General features: G+C 42.6%; 25 protein-coding genes and 2 pseudogenes. 18 read left to right on the top strand and 9 right to left on the bottom strand.

Annotation, left to right across the window (positions count from 1 at the left end; all coding sequences use genetic code 11):
* The first annotated feature begins 221 nt into the window (after positions 1-221).
* Genes mobA through ABC374_RS24825 form a run of 4 tightly spaced genes read left to right on the top strand, consistent with a single transcriptional unit; the run spans position 222 to position 2,581 of the window.
* Positions 222-857 (top strand): molybdenum cofactor guanylyltransferase, encoded by a 636-nt coding sequence (mobA, locus tag ABC374_RS24840; protein ID WP_350300721.1) that lies wholly within the window; start codon positions 222-224, stop codon positions 855-857.
* A complete protein-coding gene (locus ABC374_RS24835; protein WP_413020041.1) occupies positions 847-1,311 on the top strand; it encodes a molybdenum cofactor biosynthesis protein MoaE in 465 nt (154 codons plus the stop codon). The genes mobA and ABC374_RS24835 overlap by 11 nt, the downstream gene beginning before the upstream one ends.
* Positions 1,304-1,537, top strand: a complete 234-nt coding sequence (gene moaD / locus ABC374_RS24830) for a molybdopterin converting factor subunit 1 (RefSeq protein ID WP_350300719.1) — start codon at positions 1,304-1,306, stop codon at positions 1,535-1,537. Before ABC374_RS24835 ends, moaD begins: the two co-directional genes overlap by 8 nt.
* 24 nt (positions 1,538-1,561) lie before the next feature.
* Complete coding sequence (locus ABC374_RS24825) at positions 1,562-2,581, top strand: MoeB/ThiF family adenylyltransferase (protein ID WP_413020040.1); 1,020 nt, start codon at positions 1,562-1,564, stop codon at positions 2,579-2,581.
* Between the two features lie 76 nt (positions 2,582-2,657).
* Here ABC374_RS24825 and ABC374_RS24820 read toward each other — a convergent pair whose 3' ends face one another.
* Together ABC374_RS24820 and ABC374_RS24815 are read right to left on the bottom strand one after the other, a co-directional pair.
* Positions 2,658-3,005, bottom strand: a complete 348-nt coding sequence (locus ABC374_RS24820) for a YflT domain-containing protein (protein ID WP_350300717.1) — start codon at positions 3,003-3,005, stop codon at positions 2,658-2,660.
* A 135-nt stretch (positions 3,006-3,140) separates the two neighbouring features.
* The gene (locus ABC374_RS24815; RefSeq protein WP_350300716.1) at positions 3,141-4,574 is read right to left on the bottom strand and encodes a phospholipase D family protein; all 1,434 of its coding nucleotides are present in this window, start codon (positions 4,572-4,574) and stop codon (positions 3,141-3,143) included.
* 151 nt (positions 4,575-4,725) lie between these two features.
* Here ABC374_RS24815 and ABC374_RS24810 point away from each other — a divergent pair, with 151 nt between their 5' ends.
* The 3 genes from ABC374_RS24810 (at position 4,726) to ABC374_RS24800 (ending at position 6,326) form a co-directional block, all read left to right on the top strand.
* Complete coding sequence (locus ABC374_RS24810) at positions 4,726-5,406, top strand: uracil-DNA glycosylase (protein ID WP_413020039.1); 681 nt, start codon at positions 4,726-4,728, stop codon at positions 5,404-5,406.
* 270 nt (positions 5,407-5,676) lie between these two features.
* On the top strand, positions 5,677-5,934 hold the full coding sequence (locus ABC374_RS24805; RefSeq protein ID WP_137023602.1) for a YwdI family protein: 258 nt from the start codon (positions 5,677-5,679) through the stop codon (positions 5,932-5,934).
* 23 nt (positions 5,935-5,957) lie between these two features.
* On the top strand, positions 5,958-6,326 hold the full coding sequence (locus ABC374_RS24800; RefSeq protein ID WP_137017372.1) for a DUF423 domain-containing protein: 369 nt from the start codon (positions 5,958-5,960) through the stop codon (positions 6,324-6,326).
* Between the two features lie 108 nt (positions 6,327-6,434).
* Here the strand turns inward: ABC374_RS24800 and gerQ are convergent, their stop codons facing one another.
* Both gerQ and hemQ read right to left on the bottom strand, forming a co-directional pair.
* On the bottom strand, positions 6,435-6,950 hold the full coding sequence (gene gerQ, locus ABC374_RS24795) for a spore coat protein GerQ (protein WP_350300714.1): 516 nt from the start codon (positions 6,948-6,950) through the stop codon (positions 6,435-6,437).
* Positions 6,951-7,361: 411 nt separating this feature from the next.
* A complete protein-coding gene (gene hemQ, locus ABC374_RS24790) occupies positions 7,362-8,111 on the bottom strand; it encodes a hydrogen peroxide-dependent heme synthase (RefSeq protein WP_214744282.1) in 750 nt (249 codons plus the stop codon).
* Positions 8,112-8,350: 239 nt separating this feature from the next.
* Between hemQ and pta the strand changes: the two genes are divergently transcribed.
* Positions 8,351-9,337 (top strand): phosphate acetyltransferase, encoded by a 987-nt coding sequence (gene pta, locus ABC374_RS24785; RefSeq protein WP_413020037.1) that lies wholly within the window; start codon positions 8,351-8,353, stop codon positions 9,335-9,337.
* 34 nt (positions 9,338-9,371) lie between these two features.
* Positions 9,372-10,220, top strand: a complete 849-nt coding sequence (lipL, locus tag ABC374_RS24780; protein WP_413020036.1) for an octanoyl-[GcvH]:protein N-octanoyltransferase — start codon at positions 9,372-9,374, stop codon at positions 10,218-10,220.
* 224 nt (positions 10,221-10,444) lie between these two features.
* Here lipL and ABC374_RS24775 read toward each other — a convergent pair.
* Positions 10,445-10,747, bottom strand: a pseudogene (locus ABC374_RS24775) (hypothetical protein); the annotation flags it as partial.
* A 164-nt stretch (positions 10,748-10,911) separates the two neighbouring features.
* Positions 10,912-11,191 (bottom strand): annotated as a pseudogene (locus ABC374_RS24770) (RsfA family transcriptional regulator); the annotation flags it as partial.
* 269 nt (positions 11,192-11,460) lie between these two features.
* On the opposite strand from ABC374_RS24770, the gene ABC374_RS24765 reads away from it, so the two are divergent.
* The 3 genes from ABC374_RS24765 (at position 11,461) to ABC374_RS24755 (ending at position 13,768) form a co-directional block, all read left to right on the top strand.
* Positions 11,461-11,682, top strand: a complete 222-nt coding sequence (locus ABC374_RS24765; protein WP_048683566.1) for a YuzB family protein — start codon at positions 11,461-11,463, stop codon at positions 11,680-11,682.
* A gap of 236 nt (positions 11,683-11,918) precedes the next feature.
* Positions 11,919-13,226 (top strand): HD domain-containing protein, encoded by a 1,308-nt coding sequence (locus tag ABC374_RS24760; RefSeq protein WP_350300709.1) that lies wholly within the window; start codon positions 11,919-11,921, stop codon positions 13,224-13,226.
* A 32-nt stretch (positions 13,227-13,258) separates the two neighbouring features.
* A complete protein-coding gene (locus ABC374_RS24755; RefSeq protein WP_098185024.1) occupies positions 13,259-13,768 on the top strand; it encodes a YwgA family protein in 510 nt (169 codons plus the stop codon).
* A 29-nt stretch (positions 13,769-13,797) separates the two neighbouring features.
* Here ABC374_RS24755 and thmT read toward each other — a convergent pair whose 3' ends face one another.
* Positions 13,798-13,983: a 2-hydroxymuconate tautomerase gene (thmT, locus tag ABC374_RS24750; protein WP_350300708.1), complete on the bottom strand. Its 186-nt coding sequence runs from the start codon at positions 13,981-13,983 to the stop codon at positions 13,798-13,800.
* 139 nt (positions 13,984-14,122) lie between these two features.
* Here thmT and ABC374_RS24745 point away from each other — a divergent pair, with 139 nt between their 5' ends.
* Together ABC374_RS24745 and ABC374_RS24740 are read left to right on the top strand one after the other, a co-directional pair.
* Positions 14,123-14,797, top strand: coding sequence for a site-2 protease family protein (locus ABC374_RS24745; RefSeq protein WP_413020035.1), 675 nt, complete (start codon positions 14,123-14,125; stop codon positions 14,795-14,797).
* Between the two features lie 40 nt (positions 14,798-14,837).
* Positions 14,838-15,347, top strand: a complete 510-nt coding sequence (locus tag ABC374_RS24740; RefSeq protein ID WP_350300706.1) for a YwhD family protein — start codon at positions 14,838-14,840, stop codon at positions 15,345-15,347.
* Between the two features lie 150 nt (positions 15,348-15,497).
* On the opposite strand, the gene ABC374_RS24735 is transcribed toward ABC374_RS24740, so the two are convergent.
* Entirely contained in the window at positions 15,498-17,567 is a 2,070-nt protein-coding gene (locus ABC374_RS24735) for a transglycosylase domain-containing protein (protein ID WP_413020034.1), read from the bottom strand.
* A gap of 207 nt (positions 17,568-17,774) precedes the next feature.
* On the opposite strand from ABC374_RS24735, the gene speE reads away from it, so the two are divergent.
* From speE to argS, 4 genes are all read left to right on the top strand, one after another.
* Positions 17,775-18,602: a spermidine synthase gene (gene speE / locus ABC374_RS24730; RefSeq protein WP_101223866.1), complete on the top strand. Its 828-nt coding sequence runs from the start codon at positions 17,775-17,777 to the stop codon at positions 18,600-18,602.
* Between the two features lie 14 nt (positions 18,603-18,616).
* On the top strand, positions 18,617-19,495 hold the full coding sequence (gene speB / locus ABC374_RS24725) for an agmatinase (RefSeq protein ID WP_101223865.1): 879 nt from the start codon (positions 18,617-18,619) through the stop codon (positions 19,493-19,495).
* Positions 19,496-19,774: 279 nt separating this feature from the next.
* Complete coding sequence (locus ABC374_RS24720; protein WP_413020033.1) at positions 19,775-20,215, top strand: YwiB family protein; 441 nt, start codon at positions 19,775-19,777, stop codon at positions 20,213-20,215.
* A gap of 3 nt (positions 20,216-20,218) precedes the next feature.
* Positions 20,219-21,889: an arginine--tRNA ligase gene (argS, locus tag ABC374_RS24715; RefSeq protein WP_413020032.1), complete on the top strand. Its 1,671-nt coding sequence runs from the start codon at positions 20,219-20,221 to the stop codon at positions 21,887-21,889.
* A gap of 50 nt (positions 21,890-21,939) precedes the next feature.
* Here argS and uvsE read toward each other — a convergent pair whose 3' ends face one another.
* Positions 21,940-22,893, bottom strand: a complete 954-nt coding sequence (gene uvsE / locus ABC374_RS24710; RefSeq protein ID WP_413020031.1) for a UV DNA damage repair endonuclease UvsE — start codon at positions 22,891-22,893, stop codon at positions 21,940-21,942.
* Positions 22,894-22,908: the final 15 nt, after the last annotated feature.

Below are 22,908 nucleotides of genomic sequence, written 5' to 3'. Positions count from 1 at the left end.
AAGGTAATGGAATGGCCACGCATGTGTCATTTTTCGGACCTGGAATTCAGAATATAAAATGGAAGTGTGGCCTACTTTCCATCTTTTGATTTACAAAGCAAAGTTTGCGAAGGTGTCATTATTTTCAAAGTTGATTTAAAATATTTAAATATAGTGGATACATTTAGTATAGCTTTACCGTTCGATGCTGGATTAAACCCAAAAAAGGGAGGGTGATTTCTATGGAATGGACAATGTTGCTTTTAGCTGGTGGGAAATCAAGCCGTATGGGCGTGAATAAGGCCCTGTTGACCATAAGTGGCGTTGTGAACATTTCAAGAGTGGCATCCGAATTGAAAAAGGTGTCAGAAAACATTATGGTCATTACGAATACATTTGAAGAATATCGTTTTCTGCAGCTGCCGCTAATTCCGGATTTACATAAAGATCATGGACCTCTTGGCGGATTGCATGCAGGGTTGACCTCATCGAAAACGGAGCTTCAGTTCCTTGCAGCCTGTGATATGCCGTTTGTGAATGCTGATGCCATAAAGGATATCATTTCCCATTATGAACCTGAATTCGATGCAGTCATTCCAGAAATAAATGGCAGGATCCAGCCGCTTTTTGCTGTTTACCATAAAAGGTGTCTTCCTGTACTGACGGACTGTTTATTAAAACATGAATTGAAAATGAGTCTATTTTTGGAAAAGATTTCGGTGAAAATCATGAAAGAAACCGACTTTAAGTTATATCGCGAGAATCCTGAACATTTTCAATACCTTTTTTTCAATATGAATACGATGGAAGATTATCAAGAGGCAGGTTATATTGATCAAACTGAATTATATATAAAGGATGGTAGACATGAATTATAATATTTCAAAAGAGCCGATTGTCATCCAGGAAGTGATTGATAAAGTAGTCAGTCGAAATGCAGGTGCCGTCACGACCTTTATTGGTACGGTGAGGGAAATGACGAAAGGAAAAAAGACTCTCTTCTTAATATATGAAGCGTATGAACCGATGGCCATCAAGAAATTGGAGCAAATCGGATCTGAGATCAAGGAGCGTTGGCCTGATGCAGAAACGGCGATCACCCATCGTGTAGGTAAACTTGAAATCACGGATATCGCAGTGGTTATTGCCGTTAGTACGCCACACCGAAATGATGCATATGAGGCAAACAGGTATGCGATTGAAAGAATTAAAGAAATCGTCCCGATTTGGAAAAAAGAACACTGGGAAGATGGGGAGACATGGGTCGGAAACCAGTTGGAAACCGTTCCATATCCAACGGGGAAACCGGAAGAGGGGGATATTGATGGTTAATGTACTTTTATTTGCCCATTTGAAAGATGAGCTAGGCAAAGAGACTGTTACTATAGAAGGAAATGGAATGAGTGTGGCCCAGCTAAAAGGAAAAATGAAGGTGGATTTTCAATTGGAAGGTCTTGAAACTGTGATGACAGCGGTCAATGAAGAATTTGCCGATGATGACACAATTCTATCTGATGGAGATACAGTTGCTTTCATTCCGCCAGTAAGTGGAGGCTAAAGCATTCGGAAGGGAGGGTTCACGGTGAAAGAGCGATTTTCAAGGCAGACTTTATTCGCCCCCATCGGTGAAGGGGGCCAATTGAAAATTATGAAGAAGCATGTCTTGCTTCTTGGTGCAGGGGCTTTGGGATCTGCTAATGCCGAGGCCCTTACTCGTGCAGGAGTAGGGAAGCTTACCATTGTCGACAGGGATTATGTCGAGACCAGTAATTTACAGCGCCAACAAATGTATACGGAACGGGATGTCGAGGAGAAGCTGCCAAAAGCAGAAGCGGCAAAGCGTCATTTATTTGATATCAATCATGAAGTTGAAGTGAATGCCATCATCATGGACGCAACTGCCCAAAACCTTGAGCAGCTGCTTGGTGATGTTGATTTGATATTGGATGCAACCGATAATTTTGAGACACGGATGATTATTAATGATTTATCACAAAAGCTTCATATACCGTGGATTTATGGGGCATGTGTGGGGAGTGTGGGCATGGCTTTGACTATCCTTCCCGGACAGACTCCATGTTTGCACTGTTTGCTTAAAGCTATCCCCATTCAAGGGATGACCTGTGACACAGGAGGAATCATATCACCAGCTGTAACGATGGTAGTGGCACACCAAACTGCCGAAGCTTTGAAAATCCTTGTTGAAGATTGGGAATCGGTACGACCTGCACTTGTTACTTTTGATCTGTGGAGAAATCAATACCAAACCGTTAAATTGACAAAAGCGAAAAAGAAAGATTGTCTCTCATGCGGAGAGCAGAGGACATACCCCTTTTTAACAATGGAAAATGCAACGAAAACGGCTGTTCTTTGCGGGAGGGACACTGTACAGGTAAGACCGCCAAAACCTTTGGAATTGCAGCTCGAGAAATTAGCCAAAGATCTGGACGGCAGCGGCTATTTGGTGAAATTCAATCCATTTCTTCTCTCTTGTGAAAAAGCTGGGGAGCGTATCGTCATTTTCAAGGATGGACGGGCGTTGATTCACGGTACGAAGGACATGGTCCATGCAAAGGCCGCGTACCAAAGAATCCTTGGATAATGAATATAAAAAGCGAGGCCACAGGTTTTGGGGCCTCGCTTTTTTATGAATCCATATAGGGTAATGGTCATCGGGTTTAGTGTGTAACCCCGTCTTTATTATCTTGTTTCGAAGCGACGATGACTACTTTTCCTTCGTCAAGAACTTCCTCGTAACGTTCTGCCTCCATATCACTAAGGCCAAGGTTGCTCATTCGATTACGAAGTTCATCTCCGCGTGATTTAAAGAGATTTCCGACGGTATCAAGGAAACCTTGTTCCTTCATGCCTACACCTTCTGTATTTGTATTCTCGGTAAGGTGTTTTGAACGGGTTTTGTCATGGGCAAACAAATATACATCGTCTTTCGTATAACCTGATGTAATTAATTCATCGATTTTTTCCTTTGCTTGTAAACCGTTTTCTACTACATGTACTTGATACATATAAACTCCTCCTTGAATTTTAGTGAGATTCTCTTGGAAATAGGTAAATGGAATCTTGCTTATTACAGTTGTTGATTGGCTATAGTAGTATATAACCTCGTTTGGGCACGGATAAACATTTTTATCGAAGAATATTTAGTAAGTGGTGAAGCGGAATACCTTTTGAATGCGGTAGGTCAAGTATTTGAAGACAGGCAGTTTCTTTTGGTATTCACTGTAATCCACCGTGTAAGTTCCGTTTTGATTTGTCCAAAGTCTTTGAAAATAGCTATCGACATCCTTGGAAACGTCAGCATCATTTGGAGCATGGATTTCAACATTCGCTTCAAGATTATAGTCATCCAGATTGCGGGAGGTATAATTAGCCGATCCTCCAAGGATAACCGTTTCATTAGCCTTTTGGATCATCATCAACTTTGTATGGAACTGTTCTTTATCTGTTTTGTACCAGCGGATCGAGATGTTTTCATCCCCCAGTTTTTCGAATTCGGCGGCAACCGGAAGATTGGGAAGCCCGATTTTCTCACTTCCGAAAGCGTTTTGATTCGGATCCAATATCATTTGAATCTTCACACCCCGTTCAGCTGCATCCGTTAATGCCTCGACAACCTCGCGATCGGCAATGTAGAACATGGCAAGATGGATCTTGTCCCCCTTTTTTGCATCTTTAATTGCCTTAAGGACATGTTTATTGATTTTTCCTTCCGTTAGCAGTTGTACCGATATCGGTCCTTTATCTGCCGATGTCCCCTTGAACTCAGGAAATGACTTTGGTCCTCCCGAGAATTTCGAAGCGGCTTCTTCGGCTTTAAGAAAATCACCGATGATATTCCCATCCATCTGGAACGCGATATTGGAATGGAATCCACTTGCGTCATGAGGATTGGCAGATGAGATGATGGCCGTTTTTTCAGTAGCGACCACTTTTCTGTGATTGGCTTTGATATTCATCAGTCTAAGATAAGAACGCAAGGTGACCTTTGGCGCGCTTTTGGCCATTGGATTGACAATCCAGCCTTTTCCGCTTTCACCGAACCATTGGAAAAAGGTCCGATACACCCCTGAATAGAGAGGATTCGGATCCCGGAGGCGGTCTAGGTTGGTAACGATGACATCAATTCCATTTTTCTTCATCGTTTCCAATGCCTCTAATTGGTAGGCATTATAGGAAGTATTCACTTCATCTGTAATGAATATAACCTTGAGATCAGGTTTCCTTTTCTTCTGTTTCACCAGATTATCCTTCAGAGTCTCGGTTAACTTCGGGAAGTTTACCTTTTCATCATAAAAAGCATTAAACAAAAACATATCGATTACGATATAAGAATCAGCCTCTTCTATTGCTTGATTAATGGTTTGGAAAATTCGCTGCTCATGTTGCAGATTCCCTTGTTCATCGTGGTAGGAGAGGTCATAGATGAAATCGATATCCTCGACATGATGAACTTTTCCTTCATAAGAAATACCATCGGGGAGAGGCTTGTAGCTGTTATAGACGATTACGATTGCAATGACGATCAAAATGCTGACAAGCAGATAAAATCGTTTTCTTTTGTACCATTTTTTCATAGGGAATCCTCCAACATGGTTAAATTGCTTACTAACTTTCTATTTTCCCACTTTTGGGGTATATAGAAACATAAATCGTAATCTATGGAAAAGGCAAGGCGATTAAGTTTGATATAATATAGTTTCAAAAAGTGGAAAGGGGCTGTGGCAGATGGAAAAGCAGTTATTGACAAATGATTGGTGGCCTCTATTGAAAGAGGAATTCAAAAAAGAATATTACCAGGAGCTAAGGGAATTTATAAAGCAAGAGTACAGCCAGCAAGTCATTCATCCTGATCAGGACGATATTTTCAATGCGCTTCACTATACTCCTTATGAGGACGTAAAGGTTGTCATCCTTGGACAGGACCCTTACCATGGGCCTGGTCAAGCGCATGGCCTTAGTTTTTCAGTTAAGCCGGAAGTTCGCATCCCACCCTCTTTAAAAAATATCTTTAAAGAGTTAAACACCGATCTAGGCTATGAGGTTCCGGATAATGGTTACCTTGTTGAATGGGCAAAACGGGGAGTGCTTCTATTGAATACCGTCTTGACTGTGCGTGAGGGAGAGGCGCACTCACACCGCGGAAAAGGGTGGGAAATCTTTACGAATCAAGTTATTCGCCTATTGAATGACCGTCCGAAACCGGTTGTATTCATTCTTTGGGGAAAACCTGCTCAAACCAAAATCCCTTTGATTGATGAAACCCGCCATAAAATCATTAAGTCCGTACATCCAAGTCCGCTGTCGGCTACCCGTGGTTTCTTTGGCACAAAACCTTTTTCCAAAACAAATCAATTGCTGATGGAAATGGGGGAATCCCCAATTGATTGGAAAATTTCGAACCGATGATATGGGCAGGAAAACGAAACGGGTGAATTGTATGGCGTGCAGTCATTTCTATATAACTTGGGATCCAAGTTTTCCAAAGGGCTGCCGTGCTTTTCAATTCAAAACATCAAACCAGCCTTCTCTTGATGTCTTTCATTCTTCAGGACAGCCATGCTTGAAATTTCAAGCCAAGCCAATGAAAAGGTAGGAAATATGCAAGGTGTTTTCTTCTCTGATTTTTGCTATGCTAGATATGATAGTTTTGACCTGTATATAGACGAGGTGGTAAAGTTGGATATTTCATCAAGACAAATGTTAGATAAAATCGAAGAGCTTGTTTTAAAAGCGAAACAGACAAATTCAGAGGATAAGGTGCAGGGGTATGTAATTGCGATTAAGTCCCTTTGTGAAGTAATGGTTGATGAAAAAGCGGTGAACATCAGCATACCGAAGCCAATCACATTGACCCAGCCCGTTATGTCGGCTACACCGAATGTAGAACCGGTTAAAATGGATGAGGCCAATGGGGAGTCCTTGTTCGATTTTTAAATTAGGGAAGGGGAGCGAAATAATTGAAACTGTTCATCATTTTAGGTGCATTGAATGGGTTTATTGCTGTGGCACTAGGTGCATTCGGTGCACACGGACTGGAAGGGAAAATTCCCGATAAATATTTAGAAACCTGGCAAACCGCTGTTCAATATCAAATGTTCCATGCGGTGGGTTTATTGGTACTCGGTTTATTGGCCGGGAAAATTTCAAGTCCGCTGATCAACTGGTCCGGCTGGCTTATGTTAATAGGAATTATCCTGTTTTCCGGAAGTCTATTTGTTCTAAGCGTTACGCAAATCAAAGTCCTGGGGGCCATCACACCGCTTGGCGGAGTTTCTTTCTTGGTTGCTTGGGTCTTAATGATCGTTGCTGCATATAAATACTTGTAATGAAGGTAGCTGATCTTCTTGGGTCAGCTTTTTTTGTCAAAAAGTCATTCCAATAAAGAAGAGCCTCAAAATCAAATAGATTCTGAGGCTCTTCTATTTAGGATTTGTTTACCTTGGCGAATAGGTGGTAAGCCCAGTGCCCCCGAATGGATATTCATATTCGATTTCTTCATCAAACGTTATATAATCTAAGTATACCATCGGGATTAAGTATCGTTTTCCCGTTTGAGGATCGCTTATGATTAAGTGATCGCGTCCTGCAGCCTCGATGATTCCTTTGAAGATCTTGGCATTCCATTCCTTGTTGTTTTCAAACGTTGTATAAACAGTGGCCAATTTCCCTTTATTCAAACGCAAGATGTTCTCGATGTACGACTGTTCGACCGGAAGCATGCCAGGTATCTGTGGTCCGGAAGGGGGTTGACCCATCGTTATCGGCATTTGTTGTGGCGTACCTGCCATAGTGGGCTGTTGTTGCTGGTATGATGGCTGTTGGTATCCTTGCTGCGGGTAACCTTGTTGCTGGTTAGGATTTTGCTGCCTTAGTTCAGGCTCATTATTTTCATAGGGGTAATAAGGGCTTCCTCCGTACGGATAATTACCATAAGGATTATTTTGTGACATTGCATTCCCTCCTAAATTCAAGGTTTAGTTGATGCTGTGGAATTTGGACAATCCGAGAGAGTGGACTGGAAGAAACAGTGCGATTTATAGCGACCGGTAGTATTGTATATGTTTTCTGGACAATCTCCGGGTGGCTTAAAAAACCACAATGCATGTTAAGCGATACATAACGGCAGCCGTTCATGATATAAGCGATATCCTCTTGCCGGCAAATGAATAAAAGTAACGTTCCTTCACCTCGCTGGAGTCAGGAATTGCCTTGATCAATTTTCCTGAAGCTGAATGGGACTGTGAAAAAATGAATTCATCACTATTGAAAATGTATGGGATGTGGAATGGATTTATTCCAAAGCCGGGGAAAAATAAGGAGGGGACGCAAAAAAAGCTTCCGGAAACCGGAAGCTCATCGTCTTATACGTATAGGAATGAAGGTACGTTTTCTTCCGGCAGGATATTGCCTACAAAGAAAGAACCAAATGCAGCGTAACGTGCACTTACTTCATCAAAACGCATTTCATAGATTAATTTTTTGAATTGAAGGACATCATCTGCGAATAGTGTCACGCCCCATTCATAATCGTCAAAACCGACAGAACCCGAAATGATTTGTTTTACTTTACCGGCATAACTGCGGCCAATCAAGCCGTGGGAACGCATTAAGCCTTTGCGCTCTTCCATGGAAAGCATATACCAGTTATCATCGCCATCACGACGCTTGTCCATTGGATAGAAGCATACATGTTTCGCCTTTGGAAGTATCGGATAAAGTCTGGAACGGACATGAGGGTTCTGGTATGGGTCCTCACCATCTCCACCAGCTAAGTAATTGCTTAATTCCACGACGGAAACGTATGAATAAGCGGGAATTGTATATTCGGCAAGCTTCGTTTTGTTGAATTCGTTTTCAATTGCATTCAATTCTTCCATTGTTGGGCGGGCAAACATAAGCATGAAGTCCGCTTTCTGACCAACGATGGAATAAAGGGCATGGCTGCCTTCATTGTCGCTTTGTGTCATATTCCATTTATCCAGTAATCCTTGGAATTCAGAGATGGCCAATTGGCGCTCGTCACTTGATAACGTTTTCCAAGAAGACCAGTCGATTAGACGGAAATCATGTAAACAATACCAGCCGTCCAGTGTTTGTGCTGCTTCACTCATTACGATCACTCCTAAGTCTTATTATAACTTTAATATAACATAGTTTCAGTATAAGGAAATTTATATCAACCCGCAAACACCATCACTGTTTTTCGGTGTTTCTGCAATTTTCAAATTTGCGGATGGCTGGAATTTACCTGGCTGCTGGAGTATTCTTAAAAGAAGACGACAATGGATTTTAACGGATGGTTAAATATAGAAAAAAATGGGGAAACGTATCTAAAAAGGAGGAAGAGCCAATGAGTGATTTATTTGAAATATTGGAATCGAAAATTACGGGGCATAATTTAAAGATCGTTTTTCCAGAAGGGTTGGATGAACGGATTTTGGGAGCGGCAGGCAGGCTTGCCAAAGCAAAACTGGTGACACCGGTATTGATCGGGGATATCGGGTTGATTCAAGAGAAGGCAAAAGATCTAAAGATCTCCCTTGATGCAATCGAAATATATGATCCGAAGAATTATATCATGATGGATGAAATGGTTGAAGCGTTCGTGAAGGTCCGTGATGGTAAAGCGACCGATGTACAAGCACGTGAAATCTTAAAGGATGAGAACTATTTTGGAACCATGCTCGTCCATATGAAACTGGCACATGGAATGGTTAGTGGCGCAACGCATTCGACTGCGGATACGGTTCGCCCAGCCTTAAAGATCATTAAAACAAAGCCGGGCGTCCAAAAAACCTCGGGAGTATTCATCATGGTCCGGGATGAAGAAAAATATGTATTCGCGGATTGTGCGATCAATATAAACCCCAGTTCCCAGGACCTGGCTGAAATTGCTATAGAAAGTGCGAAGACTGCAATAATGTTCGATATCGAACCGCGTGTGGCGATGCTGAGCTTTTCGACAAAGGGATCGGCAACATCCCCCGAGACCTTAAAAGTGGTTGATGCCGTCGATTTGGCAAAAGAAATGGACCCTGAAGTCATTCTTGATGGGGAATTTCAGTTTGACGCGGCCTTCGTTCCTTCGGTAGCAAGGAAAAAAGCACCGGATTCCCTTATTCAGGGGGATGCGAATGTTTTTATTTTCCCAAGTCTCGAAGCAGGGAACATCAGCTATAAGATGGTACAGCGCTTGGGTGGCTTCGAAGCGGTCGGTCCGATCCTTCAGGGGCTGAATCGTCCGGTGAATGACCTTTCGAGGGGATGCAGTGAAGAGGATGTATATAAACTGGCTGTCATTACAGCGGCACAGGGATTTGTGGCGCAGTATCAATAGACAGCTTGAGGATTAAATGTAGAGGGAGATTCGTATGGGTGAAACAGATTCATTATTAATGCAGCAAGAGTGGAGGATTATTGATCAATCTTCCGTTGGACCTCAGTTTCCAGCTCTGGAGTCCTTTGCGATGGATGATACATTTTGCGCTTCCGTAGGGTCAGGTAAATCAGCGGCTGTAGCCAGGGCGTGGGTACACCACCGAACCATCGTCATGGGTATACAGGATACGAAGTTACCTTTTCTTAAAAAGGGTTTGGATCATTTGGAAGAACATGGTTTTCAGGCCATCGTGAGGAATTCCGGAGGGCTGGCAGTCGTCCTGGATGAGGGGGTCCTTAATTTTTCGCTCATTTTTCCTGAAAACGAGCAGAAAATTGAGATCAATCGTGGATATGATGCGATGTGGAAGCTTGTCCAATTGATGTTTTCCGATTTCCCAGTCAAGATGGAGGCGCGGGAAATCGTCGGTTCCTATTGTCCTGGCAGTTATGATTTAAGTATAAATGGTCAAAAGTTTGCCGGTATATCCCAACGCAGGATCCGCAATGGCGTAGCGGTGCAAATCTATTTGTGTGTCAATGGAAGCGGGGCTGAACGTGCCAGTCTCGTGAAGGGTTTTTATGATGCAGCTAAAGGAAATGCAGAAACCAAATTCGCTTATCCTGATATCGTCCCTTCGGTAATGGCGTCCCTAACAGAATTGTTGGGTGTACAATTGAGTGTTCAAGACGTGATGATCAGATTCCTTCAAGTGTTGAAGGAACATAGCGAAAGGATATTCTCTGACACACTTTCCGTTCAGGAATGGCCGCTGTATGAGGCGTACTTGACGAGAGTGGTGGAACGCAATGATAAAGTATTCGATGCATTAAAGGATTGATATGACAGAAGCCGTTCCATTAAGTCAGGAACGGCTTCTGTCATTTAATACGACTTTAGCATTCACTGAAACTGTAAAAGGACTGTATGATAGGCGAAGATAGTATTCCATCTTTCTTGAAACAATGAAAAAAGAGCCTTGTTGGCTCTCTTTTTCGGATAAACATGGGGGAAACGGCCTCTGGCATGTGGTTGATCTGTATAACAGAACCCCACATTATCTTATTACTCGGCCATTTTTTCCAAATTGCCATTCCGGTCCATCTTGAACTTAGTTGCCGGACGTTCCTCTTCCTCTAACAAAACCAGCTTTCTTGCTCGATTCATGATATTCATCAAAGTTTCATAATCTTCCTGCATCAAGCCGCTGTTTTGTTCTAGGTGGCTGATTTTATTCTCCAATTCTTCGTTTCGCTTTTTCAGCCCTTTAATTTCAAGCTTCAATCTTTCATTTTCGGTTTTTAATACTTCGGCTTGAAGCATGCGACCGTTCATGGATTCTAAATAGGCGATGACGGTATCAAGGCTCATGGCCGTTTCCAAAGTTACTGGTGTGTGCAGTGTCTTAGGAGCGAGGGCTTCTGCCACAACGAATTCCTCTGCTGCTTCATAATTGGTAGTATCGACTTCGGAATTCAACTCTAGTTCCTCTTCTTGTACATGGGGAACCATTATGTCGGAAATCGTTGGGGACGGCGGTGTATAAAGAAGCCGTTTTTTCCCTCCTTGATCTTTTCCAAGGATCCTTTGCCGCTGCTTACGCTGTTTCTTGGCAAGGGAAAGCGCTTTATCATAATTATGGCGGACAACTGCATTCCAGCGGAATCCGCATGCTGCAGAGGTGCGATTCAACTTATCTCCTACCTCTTCAAAAGCATTGAGCTGAGTGCTGCCTTCCCGCACATGGCGCAATACCGTTTCTGCCAAAAGCAAATCATCTTCTTCTGTCCAGGCGTCTTGACGAACCTTCATTTCTACATACTCCCTTTCTGGTAATTTTTAAAATAAATAACTATATAAAATATCGTGTGGCAGTGGTTTATGGAATGTTCTACTAGCATTTTGGACAAAATATGGATTTTTTATACAAAAAGGTTAAAAGGATACTAGTTTTTTGATTATTTACATCCTTTTCACATCATCCAGCCCTCTTGATATTCATAAGTAGAAACGGTAAAATACCCTTTAGTCGTATAAATGGATGAAAAATAGTTTGTCATGGAAAGGATGGTGACCGGAGGATGTCCAATGAATTCAGAGTGTGCGATGACTGCTTGGCGGTAAACATTAAAACGTTGATCCCGCGTCTTGAAAAGCTTGATCCCGACGCGAAAATTGAAGTGGGCTGTCAATCCTATTGCGGTCCTGGCAGAAAGAAGTCTTTTGCCTTTGTCAATAACCGTCCAGTTGCTGCACCGACAGAAGACGAGTTACTAGATAAAATCAATAAAAAACTAAAGTAGGATCCATGATATATAGTTAGAGTGGATTGTTTGCTTATGATAAATGAAACAAGTAATCATCACCCAGATTCGACACACTGCGGTGATTTTTTATTTCTTTATTTTCAAGACAAAATCGGACTGAAACTTCCGTTTTCTTACAAAATGACCTCTCTTACTAGCAAGGTGGAAGTTAGGGTTTTTTGTCAAAACACGCTATAATGAGTGCATCGAGATTACGAAAAAGAGGGTAGTTCATGGAATATTCCGGCGAAAAATTACAAGAAGAAAAAGTATTCAAGGACCCGGTGCACCGATATATACATGTTCGCGACCGGGTTATATGGGATTTAATAGGGACGAAGGAATTTCAGCGTCTTCGAAGGATCAAACAGCTGGGAACGACTTATTTAACCTTTCATGGTGCGGAACATAGTCGGCTTAGCCATTCGCTTGGAGTATACGAGATTGTTCGGAGAATCGTGGATGATGTTTTCGAGGGCAGACCCGAATGGAAACCTGAGGAACGGTTACTATCCTTGTGCGCAGCACTTCTGCATGATTTGGGTCATGGTCCTTTCTCTCATTCTTTTGAAAAGGTGTTTGACCTGGATCATGAGCAATTCACGAGGCAGATAATCCTCGGCGATACGGAAGTTAATAAGATCCTCCTTAGGGTTGGACGTGATTTTCCTAAAAAAGTGGCGGAAGTCATAGCGAAAACCTATAAAGGCAAATTAGTAGTCAGCCTGATTTCAAGTCAGATCGATGCTGATAGAATGGACTATTTACAGCGTGATGCTTACTTCACTGGCGTGAGTTATGGACATTTCGATATGGAAAGGCTTTTGCGTGTAATGAGGCCAAGGGAAGAACATGCCGTCATAAAACAAAGCGGGATGCATGCGGTTGAGGATTATATCATGAGTCGCTACCAAATGTATTGGCAGGTTTATTTCCATCCAGTTACGAGAAGTGCGGAGGTCATACTTACCAAGATTCTACATAGAGCGAAACATTTATATGAATCCGGTTATGAGTTTGCCCAAGAACCACACCATTTTTATTCATTGTTCAGGGGAGACGTGACTTTAACGGACTACTTGAAAATGGATGAAGCGGTGATGCTCTATTATTTCGAAGCATGGGAAGACGAAAACGATGCGATTTTAAAAGATTTATGCACTCGCTTCGTTAACCGTAAACTATTTAAATATGTGGAATTCCATCCATCGAACAGTCAAATGAACAGGTTGATGGAGTTAAGGACGCTATTCAAGAAGGCAGGCATCGATCCGGATTATTATCTTGTCGTCGATTCTTCATCAGATCTCCCGTATGATTTTTACCGGCCAGGTGAGGAAGAGGAGAGACTGCCGATTCACTTGCTGAAAAATAATGGCGAAATTCGTGAATTATCGCGTGAATCCGAAATTGTCGATGCAATTTCAGGGAAAAGAAGAACGGATCATAAGTTGTATTATCCAGCGGATTTATTGCGTGATGAATCTACGAAGAAAAATATAAAAAAACAGATTCGAAAGCTTCTGGAGCTATCGGATTAGAGTGGTACATTTTTGGTGAGGAGTGACGAGCCTTGTTTAAGGATCATGCAAACATTATCAATGCAATTTCTACTGCCGGTGAAATCTCGGGTCGGAAAAAATTACAGAAGATCGTTTATATCGCGAAGAAGCTGTCCTTCCCATTTCATGAAAAGTTTCAGTTTCACTTTTATGGACCGTATTCGGAGGAGTTGACCTTACGTATTGAAGAGCTCTGCGAAATGGGCTACTTGAATGAAGTAAGGGAAAAAAAAGCAGGCTATTATCAATATTGTTATTCGATAACGGATGCAGGCCGGGATTTCCTATCCATACAGGAAGTGGAGATGCCGGCACTTGAGGCATGCTTACAGGATATGAACGAACAGAATGCCAGGTTTTTGGAGCTGGTTTCAACGGTATTATACTTCGACACGCTTGAAAAAGAGGAAGTCACCGAGAAAATTTTCACGCTGAAAAGCAAACAAAAATATACGCTTGAAGAAATTGATGAGGCATATGAATATATTGAGCAGCTAAAAACAAAAGCTAAGCCGAATTGATGGCTTAGCTTTTCTCCATTATGTAAATCTTATAAATCGCTTTTACGGATACCGGCTACTGCTAAATGATTTTTTGACATTTCTTCAATGAAAATCGTCACGGCTTCAGCTGGTGCTCCAGTTGTTTCCGTAACTGCTGCAGTCACCTTTTCGACTAAAGCCTTTTTTTGTTCGTCTGTACGGCCTTCAAGCATTTTGACTGTTACATATGGCATCTCTTTTTCCCCCTTCCTCTCTTATCTTGTAGTGTTTCACAATGGAAAAAGAAATGCAAGACACGGAAGTCAGAGTTTTTTCACTTCTTGCTCTTTTGATGTATACTAACGGTAATAAATATTGGGGGAGAAGCTATCGATGCAATTCTTGGAGCAAATAGAACGGTTTTTGGTTTATCCTTTGGAAAAGCTTCCATATGTCATTGTGTCACTGTTGATCGCATTTACGGTTCATGAATTTTCCCATGCTTATGTGGCCTATAAGTTCGGTGACCCGACTGCTAAGAATGAAGGAAGAGTCACATTGAATCCGATTTCGCATTTGGATCCGATCGGAACATTGTTGATATTAATAGCTGGATTTGGTTGGGCGAGACCTGTACCGGTCAATCGTTTTCATTTCAAGAATCCAAAATTGGCAGGAGTGCTCGTCTCTTTTGCCGGTCCGTTCAGCAATTTGATTGTTGCAATTTTGGGGTATTTGATTTTTTACGGATTGCTTGCCGCAGGCGTTGGACCTGATTTACCGTTTTTCGTCGAGCCTTTCTTAAGTATACTCATAAATTTAAATGTCCTTTTATTTGTATTTAATCTGTTACCGCTGCCGCCGCTCGATGGCTATAGAATCATTCAGGATCTTGTTTCAGCAGACTTGCGGTCAAAAATGACCCAGTATGAACAATACGGCTCGCTTATTTTTTTGATCCTGATCATCACACCGCTGAGCAAGTATACAATTGGCCCGATTTTGGAAACTGGTAGAGACTTTGTTGGAGGCATCTTAAGTCAATTTTTTTCACTTTTGTTTTTTTAACCAATATAAGGAATGACATACAATAAAGGGGGATACGAACATGGAAGAACAACCAAAGAAAAAGGTAGGCTTCAATATTATAAAAAACGACCCTACAGAAGGTCATGGCGGATATGGAGCAGGGGTTTTGACGCTCGATAATATTTCTCCGGTCATCATCGATGTTGATGCAGGTGAAGCAGAGGTCGATATCGGCGCGATGCATGCAAGAAGTGCAGTGGAAAAAGGGATCAAGTTTTTAAAGACAAAAGAGGAGGTCCCGAATGCCAAACCTTACTGGCTTGTTTGGGTGACCATTGAAGCCACTCAAAATGGCCCGCACTATGCAGGTGTGACAGCATGTGAAATGATGGTCGACAGGTCAATTAGACGCGGTTACAAATCGCTCCCGGAGCATGTTAACCGGATGGATAAATCGCTAAAACGAAAAATCATCGTCGAGGACATGGACGATAAATCAAAACGTGTGCTTGCAGACTTCCTGAGAAATCATGATGCAGGAATGTGGGAGCGTTCTTCAGATCTGCTGAAGGAGTCATTGACGGTTTGAATCTCGTTTAATGGGTGAAATGTTAAGTTTAGTGAAAAATGCACTTGTAGGAAAGCGATAAAATCAGTAAACTTAAAGACAGCAGTTTAGTCACTGTGGAACTAGGACAGAAAAACCCCCGAAGCCGCTGCCGGCTTCGGGGGTTTTTCGTTATCCCCAAGGTTTTAAGACTTTTTTGTACCATGGGGCCTTTTTATGTTCTTCTTCTTTTGGGGCATGTTTCGGACTCTCACCCTTAAAGTGCTCGGCACAGTATTCGACAGGTTCGGTCCCTTTAACATAATAAGTCATTCTTGAGGCAGGACAGTCCTTTGTGGCCAATTTTCCGCTAACGGGGTTCACGTTTACCCCGATTACGTTTTCGGTTTCCTTAAACGATTTTGCCGGTTTCCCTTGCAGGCCCTTTTCCATATAGGAAGCCCAGATTTTCTTTGCATAGCCTTTTTCAGCAGGGATCTCGATCTTTTTGCCTTGATCATATCCAGTCCATACTCCTGCTACAAGCTCCGGTGTGTAACCGATCATCCAGCTATCAGTCGGGGTGGAGCCTGATTTGCCGGCATATGGTCGGGATAGCTGGGAACTGATGGTGCTGCCGGTCACTTTCGTATAGCCATTTAGGGTTTCATCGAAAACCCCTGTAAGCATCTGGGTCATGACAAATGCCTTATCCTCATCCAAAATCTGTTCAGGTTTCTCATTTTCATCAAAAATCACTTCACCTTTTTGATTTTCAACCTTTTTGATAAACACGGGTTCAACCTTCTTGCCGCCGTTAGCCAGAATGCTGTATGCGTTCACCATTTCAATCGCCCTTACACCTGACGTACCGAGTGCCAGGGAAGGAACCGCATCCATCTTTGCCGTGATGCCGAAACGGTGCGCCGTATCGACCAATGCCTGTTCCCCAAGGAACAAGTGCGTTTTTACGGCGAAGATATTATCGGAAAGAGCAATGGCCTGGGCCATCGTGATTTCGCCTTCCGCATATTGATGGTTGTAATTATGCGGTGTGTAAGATGAGTGACCATCATCGAAAGAAAATGTAGTTGTCTCGCTTTTTAAGGTGGTGGACGGTGTGAAACCATTCTCTAATGCTGAATAGTATAGCAAGGGCTTTATGGTTGAACCAGGCTGGCGAACGGCCTGTGTGGCCCGATTGAATGGCGACTCGGAGTAATCTTTCCCTCCGACCAGCGCACGGACCTCCCCGGTATCCGGATCCATTGCCACTATCGAGGCTTGAATGCCTGAAGACTTGGGTATGGTATTGGAAAGAACTTCTTCGGCAGCATCCTGCTGGGTTTCGTCCAGTGTGGTATAGACCTTAAGCCCGCCAAGCTCGATCGTCCGGTCATCTAAATTAAGCTGAGTTTTTAAAGCCTGCTTGACGGCATCCTGGAAATAGGGAGCGGTCTTCTTTGTGACCGTTCCGTGTTCTCCCTTTAATGTAAGGGATGTTCGCAGCGCTTCCGCGATATCCTTTCCTGAAACGTAGTTTTTGCTTTTCATGGCTTGCAGGACGACTTTCTGCCTTGATTTCGCTTTTTCAAAGTTATCCAATGGAGAATAATTTGACGGCCCTTTTGGTATTCCAGCCAGCATGCTCGCTTCAGGAAGGGTCAAATCCTTGGCATCCTTGCCAAAGTAATATTGACTTGCAGCTTGGGCTCCATAGGCGCCATGGCCATAGTAAATCGTATTTAAATAGCCTTCTAGAATTTCCTTTTTGGAGTAGTTCATTTCTAAACGTATCGTATAAAAGGCCTCATTAAATTTACGCGACCACGTTTTGTCATGCCCAAGAAACAGGTTCCTGGCATACTGCTGGGTAATGGTGCTTGCACCCTGGACTTTGGACATTGCCTTAATATCAGCAAGGATGGCTCCGCCGATCCGCTTTATATCAAATCCATTATGAGTGTAAAATTGACGGTCCTCAACGGCGACAGTCGCTTTGATGAGCTCTGGTGAAATCGACTCCATTCCGGCCCAATAACGTTTCTGGCCATTATCGGTTTCACCAATCACATTTCCATTATCACTATAATAGAGAGTGGACTGCGGCACGACCAAAGGAGGCGGACCTAATATTTTTGCATAAATCAGTAAAGAGAGAAGCAATACAAAGAGTATTGTGAGCCCGATTGTGGCAAGGATAATGAAGGCCCGTACATATTTAGTTGTCCTTTTAAATCGTTCGCTTGGAATCAATTCCATTGCTTTCACCTCTCTTATCAGGTAAGAATCTAGTATCTATTACTATTATGGAAAAAAAAGAAAATTTTAAACATAAGAACTGCATTTAAGAAATTTATCTTGCAATTCTGCTAGATTCGTCTATAATTTTTCTAGCTAATGACTATACCGATTTTGGGGAACCTATAAGGTGACTGACAATATGAAATGGAAAAGGAGCGTTAATAAATGAGCATTTGGTTTACTGAAAAACAAACAGAGAACTTTGGTATTACGATGAAAGTGAATCGTACTTTACATACGGAGCAAACTGAGTTTCAAAAGCTTGATATGATTGAAACGGAAGAGTGGGGCAATATGCTATTGCTGGATGACATGGTAATGACTTCACAGCGCGATGAATTCGTTTACCACGAAATGGTAGCCCATGTTCCTTTATTTACCCATCCTAATCCAGAAAACGTTTTGGTTGTAGGAGGAGGGGACGGAGGAGTTATCCGTGAAATCCTAAAACACCCAAGCGTAAAAAAAGCTACATTGGTGGATATCGATGGGAAAGTTATCGAATACTCAAAGAAATTCCTGCCGGAAATTGCAGGCATGCTTGAAGATCCGCGTGTAGACGTACAAGTTGGGGATGGCTTCATGCACATCGCCAAAAGTGAAAATGAGTATGACGTGATCATGGTTGACTCGACTGAACCTGTCGGACCTGCTGTCAATTTATTCACTAAAGGTTTTTATGCCGGGATTTCCAAGGCTTTGAAAGAAGACGGGATTTTTGTGGCACAATCCGACAATCCTTGGTTTAAAGCGGACTTAATTCGTGATGTACAACGTGATGTAAAAGAAATTTTTCCAATCACCAGCTTGTATTTAGCGAATATCCCGACATACCCAAGCGGCCTTTGGGCGTTCACGATCGGATCGAAAAAATATAATCCATTAGAAGTGACTGAAGATCGTTTCCATGAATTAGAAACGAAATATTATACAAAAGAACTTCATAAAGCAGCTTTCGTTCTGCCTAAATTCGTTCAAGATTTAGTGAAATAAGGGAGGCATGGACCATGAAATTCGATGAAGCCTATTCAGGCAATGTATTCATTAAAAGCCATCCTGTTTTTGAGGAATCGGAAGCTGTGCTATACGGCATGCCGATGGACTGGACGGTAAGCTTCCGTCCGGGTTCCCGCTTCGGCCCTACCCGAATTCGTGAAGTTTCGATTGGTTTGGAAGAGTACAGCCCGTATTTAGATCGTGAATTAGAGGAAGTTAAATTCTTTGATGCCGGGGATATTCCATTACCATTCGGCAATCCGCAGCGCAGTATCGATATGATTGAAAAATATGTCGACAGCTTGTTGGATGCAGGTAAGTTCCCAATAGGTATGGGAGGGGAACATCTTGTAACATGGCCTGTCATCAAAGCCATGTTCAAAAAGTATCCCGATATGGCCATCATCCATATGGACGCCCATACAGATTTACGTGAGGATTATGAAGGAGAACCGCTTTCCCATGCGTCCATCATCCGTAAATCCGCAGAACTTATCGGCCCGAAAAATGTATACTCTTTCGGCATTCGTTCCGGTTTGAAGGAAGAATTCCAATGGGCAAAAGAAAATGGCATGCACATCTCTAAATTTGAAGTTCTTGAACCTCTGAAAGAAGTACTGCCGCAGTTAGCTGGCCGACCTGTATATGTGACGATCGACATCGATGTTCTTGATCCTGCGCACGCGCCGGGAACAGGCACCGTAGATTGTGGAGGCATCACCTCCAAAGAGCTTTTAGCTTCGATTCATGAGATAGCACGTTCTGAAATTAATGTAGTCGGCTGCGATTTGGTAGAAGTGGCACCGATTTATGATCCATCCGAGCAAACTGCGAACACTGCGAGCAAGCTGATTCGCGAAATGATTTTAGGTTGGGTTCAAAAAGGTTAATGGATGTAAGACCTGACTGACTATTCCTGTTTTTTAGCGGGAATGGTCTTTTTTTATCCATTCCGGGAAAGAATTTTACGTCTGATGGACTCTATTTGAATAATTCCGCCCCGATGAGTCATTATTGTGTTAAATTCAAATGAATTGCAAGAACATGATTTCGACAGTTTATCCTCACTTTTTTTGATTTACACTTTATTTTCCGCTCCAAGTTGAAACTTCCTTGAAGAATATTTATACTTATAAAGTTAAGAACGACATGATGAAGGAAGTGTTGCTTTGACTCTTCATGATATAGATAAGCAAGCGATTAAAGTGACTTTACAGACAAAAATCAAGCACGGCTCAGAAACGGATACGTATGAGCTGGTCACATTTGGTACAAAAATGTATAAAGGTGCAGATTTATATTTGCAATATAAAGAGGAAAATGAAGCCGGTCAAACGCAAACGACGATCAAGCACAAACCGGATGAAACGATCCTGCTTAGAAATGGTGCCATTAAAATGAGACAGCTTTTCCGCCTGCAGGAAGCGACAAATGGACATTACGAAAGTATATATGGCAGGTTAGGATTACGGACGACCGCGAAGAAGATACATCATCAATGGGATGAGCAGACCAAACAAGGGAAACTCGTCCTTAAATATACGTTACATATGCAGGGAAGCGAACCCGGTCAATATGAGATGACGATTTCCTACAAGGAGGAAGTATAGCGCATGAATATAGTAAAAGAGGTACAGGAAAAGCTGAAAGAAGAGATTAAAGCGGCAGTCATTAAAGCTGGTTTAGCAACGGAAGAGCAGATTCCAAATGTTGTATTGGAGCTGCCAAGAGATAAGACACATGGAGATTATTCCACGAACATGGCCATGCAATTAACGAAGATTGCAAAGAAAGCACCAAAGATGATAGCAGAGGCAATCATCGAAAACTTTGACAACTCAAAAGCATCCATCGAAAAAATTGAAATTGCAGGACCAGGTTTCATCAACTTCTACATGAATAATGCCTATTTGACAGAATTGGTTCCTGTCATTTTGAAAGTGGATGAAGCATATGGGGAAAGTGACTTTGGAAAAGGAGAAAAAATCCAAGTGGAGTTCGTTTCAGCGAATCCAACCGGTGATCTCCATCTTGGTCATGCACGTGGTGCAGCAGTAGGTGATACACTATGTAATATCCTTTCTAAAGCAGGTTACGATGTTTCACGTGAATACTATATCAATGATGCAGGAAACCAAATCAATAACTTGGCCATTTCCATAGAAGCTCGCTATTTCCAGGCACTTGGCCTCGAAAAGGATATGCCGGAGGGCGGTTATCATGGTGAAGATATCATTGGCATCGGTAAGACGCTTGCAAGTGAATATGGGGATAAATATGTTAATGCCGATGAGAAGGAACGTTTTGAATTTTTCCGTGAGTATGGCTTGAAATATGAAATGGAAAAACTGAAAACGGACTTGGGTAATTTCCGTGTCGGATTTGATGTATGGTACTCCGAAACATCCCTCTATCAAGACGGTAAAATTGATGAAGCACTTAAAGTGTTGAGGGAAAGGGGCCATGTTTACGAGGAAGATGGTGCTACATGGTTCCGCTCTACGGAATTAGGCGATGATAAAGACCGGGTGCTTATTAAGCAGGATGGATCTTACACATATCTGACACCGGATATTGCCTATCACCGTAATAAATTGGAACGCGGCTTTGAAACACTGATCAATATCTGGGGGGCAGATCACCACGGCTATATCCCGCGTATGAAAGCGGCGATCGAAGCATTAGGATACAATCGCGAGCAGCTTGAAGTCGAAATCATCCAGCTTGTTCACCTGTACAAGGATGGCGAGAAAATGAAGATGAGCAAGCGTACAGGTAAAGCAGTTACGATGCGTGACCTTATTGATGAAGTAGGTCTGGATGCAACACGTTATTTCTTTGCGATGAGAAGTGCGGATACTCATATGGACTTCGATTTGGATCTTGCGGTCTCACAATCCAATGAAAATCCGGTATATTATGCACAGTATGCCCACGCCCGTATTTCCAGCATTTTGCGCCAAGGTGTGGAACAAGGGATCAGCTATGAAGGAGTCACTGATTTCTCTGCCCTATCTACTGAAAAAGAAGTGGAGCTTTTGAAGAAATTAGGAGAATTCCCGCAGGCAATAGCGGAAGCGGCCGAAAAACGGATGCCTCACCGCATGACGAATTATATATATGACCTGGCTTCTACATTCCACAGTTTCTACAATGCAGATAAGGTTCTGGATGTTGAAGAGATGGAAAGAAGTAAGGCGCGTTTAGGACTGGTCAAATCCGTCCAAATTACTTTAAAGAATGCATTAGCCATCATCGGGGTTTCGGCACCGGAAAAAATGTAATGGAAAAAAGCGGCTGTTTCTAGAGAAACAGCCGCTTTTTTTTAGGTTAATTAGCACTCGACGGCACCGCCGCTCACCCTTTTTACACCACGAACCTTAGCTATATCTTCAATCAGCTGCAACATTGCCCGATCCTTCATCTTGGCCTCGATCATGAAATCCACGTCCTGTCCAAGATCCTTAAGCACTTTAAAAAGGGGCATGATGAACTCCAAATCGATATAATCTGCATGCGAGCGAAATTCACCTGCCGATTTTGGTGATGAAATATGAATCTTTGGTACCACCCCTGCCTGACCCCAAGTGGTGAACACCTCGGTGAGCAGCTCGTTAAGCGGCTCGTCTGAAAGGTTTGCGAGATGATGGTGGTAATCGAATACAAGTGGGATGCCCTCCCTCTTACATACGCCCAGGGTTTCAGATGCTGTATAGGTTTTATCATCATTCTCCAAAGTCATTCTTTCCTTGACGTGCATAGGCAGCGATTTAAGGTTGTCATGAACCCTAACAAGGGCGGACTCTTTATCACCATAGGCTCCACCGACATGGATATTGATGAAAGAGGTGTCCGCTATGCCCATTGCATCAAGCATTTTATAATGGAACTCCATATCTTTCACGGCATTTTGTGTAATCTCGGGCTTAGGGCTGGTGAACAGCGTAAACTGATTCGGATGAAAGCTGAGCCTCATTTTGTGTGCAGTTGCCCAGTCGCCAAGCTGTTTCCACTCTCTTTTAAAAGGAGTGACGAAATCCCATTCTATTTCGGGATGTGTGGCTAAAGGTACAATGGAACTGGACATCCGGTATATTTCTATTTGGTGTGCCGTGTTATATTGAAGGACCCTTAACGTATTTTCAATGTTCTGCCTTGTCACATCCAGAAGTTTTTCCATTCCTTTTTCTGGGCCAAGTGTGCTATATCGCTTGAAAGTAAGTGTCTTGGCCGGAGAAGCTTCCCATAAACAGGTCGCATTGGATACGAACCCAAATCTTATTTTCATTATATTTTTCTCCTT

It is taken from the genome of Peribacillus phoenicis (assembly GCF_047238085.1).
Classification (GTDB): Bacteria; Bacillota; Bacilli; order Bacillales; family DSM-1321; genus Peribacillus.
This window is presented reverse-complemented; position numbering and strand designations above follow the sequence as displayed.

Excerpts from the sequence above, each read along its gene's own strand:
- ABC374_RS24745 (WP_413020035.1), top strand. The coding sequence starts at position 14,123 with ATGCAATTCTTGGAGCAAATAGAACGGTTTTTGGTTTATCCTTTGGAA.
- speE (WP_101223866.1), top strand. The coding sequence starts at position 17,775 with ATGAGCATTTGGTTTACTGAAAAACAAACAGAGAACTTTGGTATTACG.
- mobA (WP_350300721.1), top strand. The coding sequence starts at position 222 with ATGGAATGGACAATGTTGCTTTTAGCTGGTGGGAAATCAAGCCGTATG.
- gerQ (WP_350300714.1), bottom strand. The coding sequence starts at position 6,950 with ATGTCACAAAATAATCCTTATGGTAATTATCCGTACGGAGGAAGCCCT.
- lipL (WP_413020036.1), top strand. The coding sequence starts at position 9,372 with ATGGGTGAAACAGATTCATTATTAATGCAGCAAGAGTGGAGGATTATT.
- ABC374_RS24740 (WP_350300706.1), top strand. The coding sequence starts at position 14,838 with ATGGAAGAACAACCAAAGAAAAAGGTAGGCTTCAATATTATAAAAAAC.
- ABC374_RS24820 (WP_350300717.1), bottom strand. The coding sequence starts at position 3,005 with ATGTATCAAGTACATGTAGTAGAAAACGGTTTACAAGCAAAGGAAAAA.
- speB (WP_101223865.1), top strand. The coding sequence starts at position 18,617 with ATGAAATTCGATGAAGCCTATTCAGGCAATGTATTCATTAAAAGCCAT.
- ABC374_RS24835 (WP_413020041.1), top strand. The coding sequence starts at position 847 with ATGAATTATAATATTTCAAAAGAGCCGATTGTCATCCAGGAAGTGATT.
- thmT (WP_350300708.1), bottom strand. The coding sequence starts at position 13,983 with ATGCCATATGTAACAGTCAAAATGCTTGAAGGCCGTACAGACGAACAA.
- argS (WP_413020032.1), top strand. The coding sequence starts at position 20,219 with ATGAATATAGTAAAAGAGGTACAGGAAAAGCTGAAAGAAGAGATTAAA.
- moaD (WP_350300719.1), top strand. The coding sequence starts at position 1,304 with ATGGTTAATGTACTTTTATTTGCCCATTTGAAAGATGAGCTAGGCAAA.
- ABC374_RS24765 (WP_048683566.1), top strand. The coding sequence starts at position 11,461 with ATGTCCAATGAATTCAGAGTGTGCGATGACTGCTTGGCGGTAAACATT.
- pta (WP_413020037.1), top strand. The coding sequence starts at position 8,351 with ATGAGTGATTTATTTGAAATATTGGAATCGAAAATTACGGGGCATAAT.
- uvsE (WP_413020031.1), bottom strand. The coding sequence starts at position 22,893 with ATGAAAATAAGATTTGGGTTCGTATCCAATGCGACCTGTTTATGGGAA.
- ABC374_RS24735 (WP_413020034.1), bottom strand. The coding sequence starts at position 17,567 with ATGGAATTGATTCCAAGCGAACGATTTAAAAGGACAACTAAATATGTA.
- ABC374_RS24810 (WP_413020039.1), top strand. The coding sequence starts at position 4,726 with ATGGAAAAGCAGTTATTGACAAATGATTGGTGGCCTCTATTGAAAGAG.
- ABC374_RS24760 (WP_350300709.1), top strand. The coding sequence starts at position 11,919 with ATGGAATATTCCGGCGAAAAATTACAAGAAGAAAAAGTATTCAAGGAC.
- ABC374_RS24815 (WP_350300716.1), bottom strand. The coding sequence starts at position 4,574 with ATGAAAAAATGGTACAAAAGAAAACGATTTTATCTGCTTGTCAGCATT.
- hemQ (WP_214744282.1), bottom strand. The coding sequence starts at position 8,111 with ATGAGTGAAGCAGCACAAACACTGGACGGCTGGTATTGTTTACATGAT.